The organism is Methanococcoides sp., from assembly GCF_030594565.1.
Taxonomy (GTDB): Archaea; Halobacteriota; Methanosarcinia; order Methanosarcinales; family Methanosarcinaceae; genus Methanococcoides; species Methanococcoides seepicolus.
Map to the genome: position 1 here is coordinate 1 of NZ_JAUVEY010000061.1, position 12,139 is coordinate 12,139.

The following is a 12,139-nucleotide window of genomic DNA, read 5'->3' on the forward strand; positions in this document are numbered from 1 at the left end:
CAGAAAAGGGATGTGATGCTTTCCTGATAATGGGGAACTCGAATAATGCAGATGTGTATTACACAACACATTTTCTGGCAGCGGACCCATTCACATACATACAGACAAAAAATAGAGAAGAGACCCTTATCGTTTCCAGCATGGAACTGGGCAGAGCAAAGATAGAGTCCCGTGTCGAGAACGTACAAACAATGCAGGAATATGGATATTATGAGAAGCTGAAAGAAAGGAAAGATGGCGAACTCGCATACTGTGATTGTCTGGCAGCGGTCTTCCAGAGAATGGGTGCCAAACACATCATGGTACCGCGCGATTTCCCCCTTTTTACTGCCCAGACACTGAAAGAACTGGGGTTCACGATCATTCCTGCAAAGAGCCCTTTCAAAGAACTAAGGACAAGGAAGGACAAGGAACAGATCGAGAAGATAAAGGAGGCACAATTTGCTTGTGAAAAAGCAATGGAAACTGCCATTAATATAATTGCAGGGTCTGAGGTCAAAGAAGGTGTCCTATACAGTGATGAAGTGCCCATAACCTCTGAAGCCATACGTATAGCCATCGAACACACCCTTCTGGACCATGGGTGTGAAGCAGAAAGCACAATTGTCGCCTGCGGTACAAATTCCGCAAATCCTCATTGGGAAGGAGAAGGAGATATCAAGGCCAACCAACCCATAGTCATTGACATATTCCCCCGCAACAAAAGAAGTCGCTATTTTGCAGATATGACACGGACGGTCCTTAAAGGGGAAGCTCCTGAAAAACTAAAGGAAATGTATGAAGCAGTCCATGCAGCACAGGAAGCAGCATTTGCAGTATTAAGACCAGGGATCCTTTATAGTGATGTGCATAATGCGGCCTGTGATGAGTTCGAGAAGAGAGGATATGACACCATAAGAAATAAGGCGGAGGTAGGTTTCATTCACTCAACAGGGCATGGCGTAGGACTGGACATACATGAATTACCTTCTGTTTCCATGCAGGAAGTAGAGGTTGAGCAAGGCCATGTCGTTACGATAGAACCGGGACTCTACTATCCGGAGCTTGGCGGGATAAGGATCGAAGATATGGTAGTCATAACCGCAGATGGTTTTGAGAATCTGACAAAAATGGAAAAGGAATTTGTAGTTTGAACATTTACCCTATTATCAAAGGCTGGTGTACACATATGGATGAGAAAATTGAGGATATTGAAGAGATTATCGGCAAATACATGCATGCAGGAGAGATCCTCTCAACTGTGAGAAGTGAGGCAAAAGAGAAGGTAAAGATAGGCACGACCCTTCTGGAAGTCGCTGATTTTGTCGAGCAGAGAACCATCGAACTTGGAGGATTGCCTGCATTCCCATGTAACATTTCAAGAAATGATGAGGCTGCCCATGCCACCCCACTGATAGGAGATGAAACGGTCTTTGCAGAGGATGTGGTAAAACTTGACCTTGGTGTGCATATTGACGGTTTCATTGCAGATTCGGCCATTACGGTCGACCTTACGAATGAGAACTCCGATCTTGTAAAGGCTTCCGAAGATGCGCTGTATGCAGCCATTGATATAATCAAGAACGGGATCAATACTGCAGAGATAGGGGCTGTCATCGAGGATACGATCACAGGACATGGCTTCAAGCCTATTGCAAACCTTACAGGTCATGGTGTCGCCCAATATCTCGCACATGTACCACCCAGCATCCCAAATCGCCATATTGGCCAAGGGGTGACGATCAAAACAGGAGATATCTTTGCGATAGAACCTTTTGCCACCGATGGTGCAGGAAAAGTGGCAGATGGGTCCCTGACAGAGATATTCCAGGTAATTGGACACAAACCAATACGATTGCCTGCGGTCAGAAAAGTTCTCAAGGAACTGGAGCAGTACAGAACTTTGCCTTTTGCCAAAAGGTGGCTCAAGTCGGATAAGCTCGATTATTCATTGATGCAACTTGAGAAAGCAGGCATTCTCACATCCTACCCGGTCCTAAAGGATGTTGGTGGCGGGTTGGTATCACAAGCAGAACATACGGTCATCGTCACTGACGATGGTTGTAAAGTGATAACCAAGTAAGGATAGGATAGAATGCGGTATATTCCGACATTGTTGCTGGCATTGCTCACCGTAGCCATGATAGCATCCCCCTCATCTGCCTTCGAATGGAAGAACACAATTGTCTTGGAAGAAGATGGGATGTCATGGAGCTATGAAGAGAATTATTCCGGTGAAGATGTCGGAGCATTTCGTTCTTATGCGGACAAGAACGTTGGGAATGGGGATGGATATATCAGTGCATGGGAACTCATGAAGCTGGACCACCGTATACGTAGTAGGCTTTATGGTTCACTTGGAAAGGAACTGGATGTGATGTTCGACAATTCTGCAAAGAATGTAAACGTTTTTGAGGTGGATGCCGAAATATCCAGAAGTGTTCTGGGAAGTACTGACAAGACCGATATTATCAATAACAGATATTTTGTCACATACACTTTTGAGAAGGATATTTTCGAGCTGGGAGATAGTGTGAGCTTTGATGGAGAAGCAAATACCGGTCTGACCATCACAATGCCTGAAGGAATGGAAGTAATTGCCACCGAAGGCATTGATAGTCGATTTGTTGAAACAATTGACAATCGTACAGTGATCAGTGGTCATTTTGGAATTGAGGGTTTGGCAACGGTTGAGTTTAGCAGGAAAGACTAATGAACGGATGCATTCGGACATCTTCCACCATCAGCTCTTGTTAATGCGACTATCCTATCAAAACATTAATCTAAATTGAAATTGTTTTTTCAATCATGATCATAGAACAGATACCACTTGAAAATGGTACGGCCATTGGCCTTAAGTTCGACATGGGGAACGCACCACTGCTTGTTATAAAAGCTGACAAGGGATTTGTGATGTGCGGATACCTTGACACTGAGATAGCAGAAAGGTTAGGCGATGTTGCCGCCAAGGTAAGGGGCGTTGACGAGTTTGAAGACGTACTGCATGCCGAAGTGATCGATGTCACAGGGCATGCGAAGGCACTTGGCGTTAAACCCGGCATGAAGGGACATGAAGCCCTTGAGCTGATGTTCTGAAAGTTCTCATGTTATACGCTTTTGAACTGTCAGGGGAACACGAGGACCTGCCACGCGCAGAGGTTCTCGCCTGCCTTGACCTTGTAGAATTGGAATATAGAGAGAGTGAATACTTTGAGCACTGCCTTGTTGTGGATATTGAAGGTGAACCACAGGAAGTATTACATAAGCTGAGGGAGGTGGCAAAAAGGATAGCAATGACACACCACATCCTGAAGGTCATAGATGTCTGCCCCACAGAGATAGAAAGCATAGTTGAGGTCGCGGAAGGATGTGATATTTCTGAGCACCTCAATGAAGGGCAGAAGTATGTGGTGCGGGCAAAACGTGTCAGGCACAATACGACCATCAAATGTGTTGATATCGAAAGACGTGTCGGAGGAGCCATATACAGGAAGGGATTCAATGCAGACCTAAAGGACCCTGATGTGGAATTCCGAGCCATCCTTTCTGAAAAATGTGTTTTAGGCAGTGTTATCGCTTCAGTGGACAGAAGTGCTTACGAAGAACGGGCACCGCATAAGAAGCCATTCTTTTACCCGGGGGTCTTGCGTCCACGTGTTGCACGGGCTCTTGTGAACATGGCATTGATAAAAGAGGGAGATGTGGTATTTGACCCGTTCTGCGGAACAGCGGGGATACTCGTTGAAGCAGGCCTTGTGGGAGCTACTGTGCTCGGGCTGGAAGTTCGTTACAAGATAGCCGTTGGGGCAGACATGAACCTTCGGCACTTCAATGCAGACCAGACCATGATGATGGGAGATGCCTGTAAAGTCCCCCTTGTGGATGAGTCAGTAGATGCTGTCATTGCCGACCCGCCATACGGAAGGTCGGCAAGGGTAGAGGCAGAATCCTTGCATCACCTTTACGAACACTCGTTTGCTGAGATGTTCAGGGTTTTGAAACCGGGAAAACTGGCGATAATCGTTTCAGAGATAGATGTCACTGAGCTTGTAGAGAAGGCAGGCTTTACCATAAAGGACAGATACTTGCAAAGAGTACACAAAAGCCTCACACGCAAGATAACGGTACTGCAAAAGTAAAGGGAATTCCAACCGGTGTTTCAGCATCAATTGGTCTCTTGTATCAGATGCCAGTATGCTGAAAGCTGACGGTCATATTCTTTCCGATCTGCATATCTTGAATCAATGACATTCCAGAAACGGAAGCTGTGATTTAGTTCGATCAAGTGTGCCATCTCGTGGAAGACCACGTATTCAATGAGAGATTCGGGGAGATGCATTAAATGCCTGTTGAGGTTCACCCTTTTCTTTGAGCTGCAACTACCCCATTTGGTCTTCATTTTACGAAAGGTCACTTTATCCGGCATTACCCCGAGTTCATCAGAGATGCTCTTGATATGGAACATCACAATTTCCCTAAGAGCTTCCTCTGACCTGTTGAGAAGTTGCCTTGAGGAAGATTCATGAAGGGTATTTGTATACTCTACATGCCGCCTGTATATCCACAGCTTATGCTTATGGAGAAGCTCTTCAGGCGTTTTGAAATTTTTAGGGACCGATACCTCCAATTTGCCATAACTATATTTCAGTTTTGGACTCTTCACCCTACCATAGTTAAGACTATAAGGAATATCCAGCCCTTTGAGATTGATAGAATTTTCCGCACTCATAGTAGTTCATCAGAAGATCCCGAAGGGAATAGATGACTGAGTATATCTGCCATGACCCGGTAGCGAACAAGATGGTCGTGCACACGTTCATGTGCCCTTCGTATCGCATAGCCATCTTCCACCCATTCGAGAGGGATAGGATACTTCACATCCATAAGGACCAGACCATAAGCATGTGCCGGTTCAAGCCCTTCTTCGTATGATTCCGGATCTAGCATCTGAGCAAGCCACTCTTCGTCACGAACCCCGCTTCCCACCATCATCAAAGCAGCCACTATCTTGCGAACCATGTTCCAGAGGAAACTGTTAGCTTCGACATCTATGCGGGTTAGATTGCCACTGACCCTTATGTCAATACGTTCAACGATCCTAACGGTTCTGTTAACTCCTCTGGAAGTACAAAAGTTAGCAAAATCGTGAGAACCAATAAGGAGCTTTGATGCGGAACGGATCTTGGAAATGTCGAACTGTTCGCCATACAGGATATAACGATAGCTGCGACTCAAGGCATGTCTTCGGGGATCAAAATTATCAGGAACTATCGCATGGGCCCATGCCCAGACCGTGCCTGGAAGTATGGAGTTTATAACACGGGGCATTGCAAGGTTTGGTGCATCCGTGTCGAAGGCCACCACCTGCCCCATTGCATGTACACCTGAATCAGTCCTTCCTGAACTTATAAAATTAGCCGATCGTGGATCTTCTATGATCCCAAGTTCTTTCAATGCTTTGAAAAGTTCGCCTTCCACGGTCGGATCATTAAGCTGGACCTGGGACCCGTGGAAATTCGACCCTATGTATGCGATTTTAAGTGCAACTCTCATGGAATCACTTATGAGGTTTATGGAACTTTCACTATAATAGAGTTCCGATTTAAATTAGTAATTTCTTTGTAAATGGCGGACAGTTGAAAGATCCTAATTAAACATGATATTTCTATCCATTGTTTATTTATGCCGTAAAGTTAAATAACAGATAATACAATTTGTTGTAAATTTTTGAGGCGAAACTATGATATCAAAACAACAAATCTCTGAGATAATCAGCAAATATGATCTAAATGATCTTGCTATTGCAACTGTTTGCTCACACTCAAGCCTCCAGATATTCGATGGAGCACGAAAAGAGGGACTAAGAACAATAGGGATTTGTGTAGGTCAGCCACCACGTTTTTATGATGCATTTCCAAAAGCAAAACCTGATGAGTATATTGTCGTAGAAAGCTATTCCGACATACCAAAGATAGCGGAAGAACTTGTCAGCAAGAACGCTATTATAATACCTCACGGTTCTTTTGTTGAATATATGGGTACAAAGAGTTTCGCCGAGTTAGCCGTACCAACCTTTGGGAACAGGGCAGTGCTTGAATGGGAGTCTGACAGGGACAAGGAAAGAGAATGGCTTGAAGGCGCAGGTATACACATGCCAAAGATCGTCGATCCTGAAAAGATCGAAAGCCCGGTAATGGTCAAGTACCATGGTGCAAAAGGTGGCAGGGGTTTCTTTATTGCCAAAGACTATGAAGAGTTCAAGGAATATATTGACCCTAACGAGAAGCACACAGTACAGGAATTCATTGTCGGTACACGTTATTATCTCCACTTCTTCTACTCCCCAATAAGAGAAGAAGGATACAAGTTAAGCGAAGGAATACTTGAGATGCTCAGCATGGACCGCAGGGTCGAGTCGAACGCTGACGAGATATTCAGGCTCGGTTCCCCGAAGGAACTTGAAGACGCAGGCATTCACCCTACATACGTAGTTACAGGAAATGTCCCACTTGTCGCAAGAGAATCCCTTTTGCCACGCATATTCGCACTTGGAGAGAAGGTTGTTGAGGAGTCCCTCGGCCTGTTTGGCGGTATGATCGGACCGTTCTGTCTTGAGACCGTGTTCACTGACAAACTTGAGATCAAGGTCTTTGAGATATCCGCCCGTATAGTTGCAGGCACCAATCTCTACACATCAGGCTCTCCCTACTCAGACATGATCGAGGATAATCTTTCCACAGGAAAGAGGATCGCACAGGAAATTAAGTTGGGAGCCAAGACAGGCAAGCTGGACCTTATTTTGTCATAAATGCCCTTGCATTTTTTATAAGCGCCATTGATGCGGCACTCGGCCGGAACTCAATGGCATATTTTATATTTTATCATTGTAACGATGAAGGTTGTGTTACAAAAATGCAGTATTGCAACCATTCGTGTACCACTTCAAAGAGCTTAATTTCTTTGTCCAGCCATCTCTGAGATCTCACTGAACAGGTCTGAAGTTTCATTTATCATCTCAAGGGTCTTATCCAGTGCTTCAAGATCTAAGGTCTGAGAGTTGGTTTCTACGAAATCCCCAAAATTGTAGGACCGTTGCAGAAAATCCCTGTATTCGGCCACTACATCTTGAAGGGAAGGAGAAACTGAAAAGCTGTCCAGCTCAGTGAGAGCTTTCTCTGAATCTTCCTTCAAGGCCCTGCCAGATCCTTCCATCAAAACAGTGTTTCGCTCAGAAGTTGCATTCTTGATATTGCCATAATCATCAAGGATGGTCCCAGTGGAATTGGCTGCCCATTGTAAGAACTGAAGGTCTGCCCTGGCCTGAGATATCGAGTCCCCAAGCTCATCCACATCATTGCCGATATCCGTACATCCAGAGGCTGCAATGGACAGAATGAGGCATGAGATAATCAAAAGATGCTGATAGGGGACCATGTTCACAACTCCACTAATAATGACTTGCCTATATATTAATTCATTTATATATAAGCATTTACCAATGCCTGTACAATAAGCATAGCTAACAGAGCTGAAAAAGGAACTGTTATGTTATCCAGCTTTTTGGACCTCAATTCAAGATACATTCCCGCAAGCCCACCGACTATCGACAGATACCCTACAAGCGGATAGCTGAAAATGATAGCACCGATCAGCCCTGCAAGAGTGCCTTCCACCGTTTTAGAAGAACCCCTATAGCACATTTTCCCATGTACTCCGAAGATCGTTGAAAGCCCATCCCCCATGCCAAGCACAATTATAGATGCATAACAAATACCTTCGTTCAACCTAAAGGAAAGAAGCAGGAGGGCAAGGATCGAGATCAGATATAAAAAAGGTGCCAATGCAAAGCCCTCTGATTCGCTTTCACGCCAGAGGGAAGAGAAGAAAGAATATTCTTTTAATACCGGTTTGACGAGCTCGGTCACTAAAAAAAGAATGAGAAGAGCACTTACCATCCCTAATGCAACATTCTTGCCAAAATAGATAGCTATCAATGGAAAAAGAGACCCGCTGATATGCACTGCTTTTCTTATTGGCAAATAAGACCGGACCTTTTGCACACTACATATGAAATATTCTGACATGAGCTCACCAAAGAAAAATGATATATGTTTAGTTATTGATTAGAACTAAATGATAAAACCGAAGGATGCCATTAATGCCGGTGTTGTGAAGAAGCAATACATACTCGGCAGGAGAGATGATAGCGAGGCCATGGAAGCCATGCGTCCGACATATATGAAAGAGAACATAGGAGATTCCATAAAAAAAAGGGAGCCGAGCAAGGTATTGCTTTTGTTGTTGATGATACATCAGAGAGCACGCATCTTGTAAAAGTGAGACCAAGATACAGCTGGCATGGCGGCAATGAGCCAAATGCATTGAACCGGAGGGATATTTAATGGAACTTAAGAAAAGCGCAGACATGGTAATTAACACCTGCATGGGTGCGAAGAAGGGTGAGACAGTGCTTATTGTCACCGATACATGCACCGATGAGATGATCTCAAAGGCACTCTATGATTCCGCAGTGGATGCGGGTTGTGAGGCCATATTGCTTACAATGGAACCCAGAGAGCAGCACGGTGCTGAACCGCCTGCCCTTGTGGAGGAGGCCATGAAAAACGCAGATGTAGTTCTGGCCCCTGCTTCAAAGTCACTGACCCATACACAGGCACGTAAGAAAGCTTCTGATAACGGTACCCGGACAGCTACGATGCCAGGGATCAATCTGACCATGATGCAGGAAGGTGGTTTGAATGCAGATTATGAGGAAATCGGAAAGCTTGCGGACGAACTTCTGGAGACGCTTAAAGGATCGAAAGAGGTTCGTATCACCACTGAGAAGGGAACAGACCTTATCCTTGATGTGGAAGGCTGTGAATGGATGGCCGATACAGGAATATGCCATGAGAAAGGTACGACATCCAACCTTCCGGCAGGAGAGATGTACATTGCCCCGAAGAATGTGAACGGCAGGGCTGTCATTGATGGCTCCATGGGAGGTATCGGGTTACTGGATAAGCCATTGATCGTTGACATAAAAGACCGTTCAGCAGTAAGCTTTGAAGGGGAAGGTGCGGAGAAACTCGAGGCAATGGTGGAGAGCGTGGGCCCTGACGGGCGTAATATTGCAGAACTTGGCATAGGCATAAATCCTGCAGCACGCCTTATCGGAGTCATCCTCGAAGATGAAAAAGTGGGAGGAACGATACATATTGCATTGGGAGATAATTCCACCTTTGGAGGCGATGTGAAAGTTGACCTGCACCTTGATGGCATAATTACTGGCCCAACGGTCCTTGTCGATGGAATTGACCTGAATGTCAAGCGTTTTGCTTAAGAGAACTGCACCAACTTTTTATACCGGCAGTGCTATGCCGGTAGAAAGTACTTAAATAACTAAACGTTATAATCAGAGCATAGGATATCGCATTTATTTAGAATATCACCGGTGATCATAATGAAAGGAAGAGTTTGGAAATTCGGAGATGACGTGGACACTGATGCAGTCATCCCGGGCAGATACCTCGTGATGAACACACCAGAGGAACTTGCCCCATATACTTTTATTGGCGTACGCCCTGATTTTGCAGGGAATGTGAAGGAAAACGACATCGTTGTTGCAGGTAACAATTTTGGCTGTGGTTCTTCAAGGGAACATGCACCTATTGCCCTTAAGGGATCAAAGGTAGGTTGCGTCATCGCAAAGTCGTTCGCAAGGATCTTTTTCAGGAATGCGATCAATATCGGTGTTGCGCTTCTGGAATGCCCTGATACCGACAAGATCGACGATGGAGACGAGCTTACCGTTGATATTGCATCCGGTATTATTGAGAACATTACAAAAGGTGAGAAATACCAGGCTACACCTTTACCTGATTTTGTCCGCGGGATCGTAGATGCCGGCGGTTTAAAGGAATACACAAGGCAGATCATTAACTGATCTTCCTTCCTTGTTTTTGATTTGATATTTTGTTGAGTTTTTTGCTGACCGACTAAAATATAAAAAAAATAGATTTCACATAATTAATAAGGAGGAAAAATATGGCACAATATAAAATTCCGGTCCTGCCGGGTGACGGTATAGGCCCTGAGATCATTACCGAGGGTAAGAAGGTAATCGATGCAGCTGGAGAGAAATTTGGATTCGATGTTGACTGGATAGAGTACCCCCAGGGTGCTGACCACTACCTTGAGACAGGAGAACTGATCTCCGAAGATACGCTCAAAGAGCTTTCAGCATATGATGCGATCTACCTTGGTTCCATAGGGGACGACAGGATAGCACCAGGTGTGCTTGAGAAAGGCATCCTGCTAGCTGCAAGGTTCTACTTCGACCAGTACATCAACCTGCGGCCTATCAAGCTTCTGGAAGGCGTCTGGTGCCCGCTTAAAGACAAGACCCCAGCAGACATCGACTTCACTGTTGTAAGGGAAAACACCGAGGATTTCTACATCGGCATTGGCGGACGTGCAAAGACCGGAGTTAGCAAGGACGTGCTCGAGGTCTCAAGGACACTGTACTCTGCAAGGTTCGGACTCGACATTGAGACCGACAGCGAAGAGATCGCATACCAGATAGGCATGATCTCAAAGGAAGGTACCCAGAGAGTCATCGACTACTCCTTCGACCTTGCTGAGAAGAGCGACAAGCACGTTTCATCCGTTGACAAGGCGAACGTCCTTTCAGACATCTACGGATTCTGGAGAGAGGAGTTCAACACAATAGCAGCTAAGCACCCTGATGTTAAGACAGACTTCAACTATGTCGACGCTATCACAATGTGGTTCGTCAAGAACCCTGAATGGTTCGATATCGTGGTCACACCTAACATGTTCGGTGACATCATCACTGACCTTGGCGCAATGGTACAGGGTGGTCTCGGACTCGCACCTGGCGGGAACATCAACCCTAACGGTACCAGCATGTTCGAGCCCATACACGGTTCAGCACCAAAGTACAAGGGACAGAACAAGGTCAATCCTATAGCAACCATCTGGGCAGGTTCAATGCTCATTGAACAGCTCGGTGAGAAAGAAGCAGCAGATGCCATCGTCTCAGCTATCGAGAAGAACATTCTCGAAGCAAAGGTCCAGACCTACGACATGGGCGGCTCAAACACTACCACCGATGTTGGTAGCGACATCGCAAGAATTCTGCTCGAGATGTAACATAGCATCTCACTTTTTCATTTTTGCCTTCACACTAGGATCGGCGTGAAGGAACTTTCGTTTTTTATGATCATATGGTAGAAATGAAGATATTTTGCCAAAACAACGTTCTTCGGTAAATTTTTAATATGTGGCACTCCGTTTTATAGTATGTCATATTCAACCTTACATCCCCTCGTCTGGGGACTTATCACATTCGTAATGGGAATCCCTATAGCCTATCTCATGAGTGAAGAACGCCAATGGAAACCAGCGATCAAACCTGCATTTTTGATCGCAATTGGCACCACCATTGCTGCAACTATTGGCTATTTTTATCCTTGACCAAATTCCCGCACATTAAAGCAAACTATATGCAACAAAAACGAGATTTTATTAATCATCGGGACTAATGTTGTAGTATCATATTCGTTTTTAGAGATGCTTTGGGGAGCTTTCATGAAAATAAAGAGGATCGTTGTTAAGAACCTATTTGGAACGTTCGACCATGAGGTTCCGTTGAACATGGAAGAACAGATCACTATTCTTCACGGTTCAGCACCAAAATACAAAGGACAGAACAAAGTCAATCCTATTGCAACCATCTTTGATAATTTAGTATAAGAGAAGATATTTTTCTTGAATGATTACTTCACAAAATTTATAGAACACCTAGTGCAATTTTGGATTATGTCGGGAACACCTTTACACCCACTCATGTGGGCACTTATCTCATTCAGTATTGGAATTCACGATACTCTACCTTACGAGTAATGAACGCCAATGGAAATCAGCGAGCTTAAGAGCCTTTTTGATAGCACTTTGGCTCACTATTGCTGCAGCTTTCACATATTTTTATCTGTGACCAATGCCCCACCCATTAAAGCAAACTATATACAACAAAAACAAGATATTATTAACCATCGGGACTAATGTTGTAGTATCATATTTGTTTTGAGAGATACTTTGGGGAGCCTTCATGAAGATAAAGAGGATCGTTGTTAAG

16 protein-coding genes are annotated in these 12,139 nt (G+C 44.8%); 12 read left to right on the forward strand and 4 right to left on the reverse strand.

All coding sequences use genetic code 11. From position 1 onward, the window contains the following. The 5 genes from QAS77_RS06545 to QAS77_RS06565 form a co-directional block, all read left to right on the forward strand. Positions 1 to 1,133: M24 family metallopeptidase (locus QAS77_RS06545; protein ID WP_442920363.1), on the forward strand; the 1,133-nt coding region annotated here is incomplete at its 5' end. Between the two features lie 35 nt (positions 1,134 to 1,168). Continuing rightward, positions 1,169 to 2,062, forward strand: a complete 894-nt coding sequence (map, locus tag QAS77_RS06550) for a type II methionyl aminopeptidase (RefSeq protein WP_250868092.1) — start codon at positions 1,169 to 1,171, stop codon at positions 2,060 to 2,062. A 12-nt stretch (positions 2,063 to 2,074) separates the two neighbouring features. After that, positions 2,075 to 2,692, forward strand: coding sequence for a hypothetical protein (locus QAS77_RS06555; protein ID WP_305064546.1), 618 nt, complete (start codon positions 2,075 to 2,077; stop codon positions 2,690 to 2,692). A 95-nt stretch (positions 2,693 to 2,787) separates the two neighbouring features. Next, on the forward strand, positions 2,788 to 3,075 hold the full coding sequence (locus tag QAS77_RS06560) for a YunC family protein (RefSeq protein WP_250868094.1): 288 nt from the start codon (positions 2,788 to 2,790) through the stop codon (positions 3,073 to 3,075). 8 nt (positions 3,076 to 3,083) lie between these two features. Beyond that, positions 3,084 to 4,118, forward strand: coding sequence for a TRM11 family SAM-dependent methyltransferase (locus QAS77_RS06565; protein WP_250868095.1), 1,035 nt, complete (start codon positions 3,084 to 3,086; stop codon positions 4,116 to 4,118). 26 nt (positions 4,119 to 4,144) lie between these two features. Here the strand turns inward: QAS77_RS06565 and QAS77_RS06570 are convergent, their stop codons facing one another. Both QAS77_RS06570 and truA read right to left on the reverse strand, forming a co-directional pair. Then, a complete protein-coding gene (locus tag QAS77_RS06570; RefSeq protein WP_305064547.1) occupies positions 4,145 to 4,708 on the reverse strand; it encodes a M48 family metallopeptidase in 564 nt (187 codons plus the stop codon). Next, positions 4,705 to 5,532 carry a tRNA pseudouridine(38-40) synthase TruA gene (truA, locus tag QAS77_RS06575; protein ID WP_305064548.1) on the reverse strand — a complete coding sequence of 276 codons (828 nt, stop codon included), beginning with the start codon at positions 5,530 to 5,532 and terminating at the stop codon, positions 4,705 to 4,707. The genes QAS77_RS06570 and truA overlap by 4 nt, the downstream gene beginning before the upstream one ends. 187 nt (positions 5,533 to 5,719) lie before the next feature. Between truA and QAS77_RS06580 the strand changes: the two genes are divergently transcribed. Continuing rightward, positions 5,720 to 6,787 carry a formate--phosphoribosylaminoimidazolecarboxamide ligase gene (locus tag QAS77_RS06580; RefSeq protein ID WP_305064549.1) on the forward strand — a complete coding sequence of 356 codons (1,068 nt, stop codon included), beginning with the start codon at positions 5,720 to 5,722 and terminating at the stop codon, positions 6,785 to 6,787. 143 nt (positions 6,788 to 6,930) lie between these two features. On the opposite strand, the gene QAS77_RS06585 is transcribed toward QAS77_RS06580, so the two are convergent. Then, the gene (locus QAS77_RS06585; protein WP_305064550.1) at positions 6,931 to 7,413 is read right to left on the reverse strand and encodes a hypothetical protein; all 483 of its coding nucleotides are present in this window, start codon (positions 7,411 to 7,413) and stop codon (positions 6,931 to 6,933) included. A gap of 44 nt (positions 7,414 to 7,457) precedes the next feature. After that, on the reverse strand, positions 7,458 to 8,063 hold the full coding sequence (locus QAS77_RS06590; RefSeq protein WP_305064551.1) for a hypothetical protein: 606 nt from the start codon (positions 8,061 to 8,063) through the stop codon (positions 7,458 to 7,460). A gap of 49 nt (positions 8,064 to 8,112) precedes the next feature. On the opposite strand from QAS77_RS06590, the gene QAS77_RS06595 reads away from it, so the two are divergent. The 6 genes from QAS77_RS06595 (at position 8,113) to QAS77_RS06620 (ending at position 11,757) form a co-directional block, all read left to right on the forward strand. Beyond that, a complete protein-coding gene (locus tag QAS77_RS06595) occupies positions 8,113 to 8,313 on the forward strand; it encodes a hypothetical protein (RefSeq protein WP_305064552.1) in 201 nt (66 codons plus the stop codon). Positions 8,314 to 8,380: 67 nt separating this feature from the next. Continuing rightward, a complete protein-coding gene (locus tag QAS77_RS06600) occupies positions 8,381 to 9,322 on the forward strand; it encodes an aminopeptidase (RefSeq protein ID WP_305064553.1) in 942 nt (313 codons plus the stop codon). Between the two features lie 120 nt (positions 9,323 to 9,442). Next, entirely contained in the window at positions 9,443 to 9,925 is a 483-nt protein-coding gene (locus QAS77_RS06605) for a 3-isopropylmalate dehydratase small subunit (protein WP_250868103.1), read from the forward strand. Between the two features lie 101 nt (positions 9,926 to 10,026). Further along, the gene (locus QAS77_RS06610) at positions 10,027 to 11,154 is read left to right on the forward strand and encodes an isocitrate/isopropylmalate dehydrogenase family protein (RefSeq protein ID WP_250868104.1); all 1,128 of its coding nucleotides are present in this window, start codon (positions 10,027 to 10,029) and stop codon (positions 11,152 to 11,154) included. A gap of 150 nt (positions 11,155 to 11,304) precedes the next feature. Continuing rightward, positions 11,305 to 11,478, forward strand: coding sequence for a hypothetical protein (locus QAS77_RS06615; protein ID WP_305064554.1), 174 nt, complete (start codon positions 11,305 to 11,307; stop codon positions 11,476 to 11,478). A 114-nt stretch (positions 11,479 to 11,592) separates the two neighbouring features. Further along, positions 11,593 to 11,757 carry an isocitrate/isopropylmalate family dehydrogenase gene (locus tag QAS77_RS06620; protein ID WP_305064555.1) on the forward strand — a complete coding sequence of 55 codons (165 nt, stop codon included), beginning with the start codon at positions 11,593 to 11,595 and terminating at the stop codon, positions 11,755 to 11,757. Positions 11,758 to 12,139: the final 382 nt, after the last annotated feature.

Coding starts and splice junctions, on each gene's coding strand:
- map (WP_250868092.1), top strand. CDS start 1,169: ATGGATGAGAAAATTGAGGATATTGAAGAGATTATCGGCAAATACATG.
- QAS77_RS06555 (WP_305064546.1), top strand. CDS start 2,075: ATGCGGTATATTCCGACATTGTTGCTGGCATTGCTCACCGTAGCCATG.
- QAS77_RS06560 (WP_250868094.1), top strand. CDS start 2,788: ATGATCATAGAACAGATACCACTTGAAAATGGTACGGCCATTGGCCTT.
- QAS77_RS06565 (WP_250868095.1), top strand. CDS start 3,084: ATGTTATACGCTTTTGAACTGTCAGGGGAACACGAGGACCTGCCACGC.
- QAS77_RS06570 (WP_305064547.1), bottom strand. CDS start 4,708: ATGAGTGCGGAAAATTCTATCAATCTCAAAGGGCTGGATATTCCTTAT.
- truA (WP_305064548.1), bottom strand. CDS start 5,532: ATGAGAGTTGCACTTAAAATCGCATACATAGGGTCGAATTTCCACGGG.
- QAS77_RS06580 (WP_305064549.1), top strand. CDS start 5,720: ATGATATCAAAACAACAAATCTCTGAGATAATCAGCAAATATGATCTA.
- QAS77_RS06585 (WP_305064550.1), bottom strand. CDS start 7,413: ATGGTCCCCTATCAGCATCTTTTGATTATCTCATGCCTCATTCTGTCC.
- QAS77_RS06590 (WP_305064551.1), bottom strand. CDS start 8,063: ATGTCAGAATATTTCATATGTAGTGTGCAAAAGGTCCGGTCTTATTTG.
- QAS77_RS06595 (WP_305064552.1), top strand. CDS start 8,113: ATGATAAAACCGAAGGATGCCATTAATGCCGGTGTTGTGAAGAAGCAA.
- QAS77_RS06600 (WP_305064553.1), top strand. CDS start 8,381: ATGGAACTTAAGAAAAGCGCAGACATGGTAATTAACACCTGCATGGGT.
- QAS77_RS06605 (WP_250868103.1), top strand. CDS start 9,443: ATGAAAGGAAGAGTTTGGAAATTCGGAGATGACGTGGACACTGATGCA.
- QAS77_RS06610 (WP_250868104.1), top strand. CDS start 10,027: ATGGCACAATATAAAATTCCGGTCCTGCCGGGTGACGGTATAGGCCCT.
- QAS77_RS06615 (WP_305064554.1), top strand. CDS start 11,305: ATGTCATATTCAACCTTACATCCCCTCGTCTGGGGACTTATCACATTC.
- QAS77_RS06620 (WP_305064555.1), top strand. CDS start 11,593: ATGAAAATAAAGAGGATCGTTGTTAAGAACCTATTTGGAACGTTCGAC.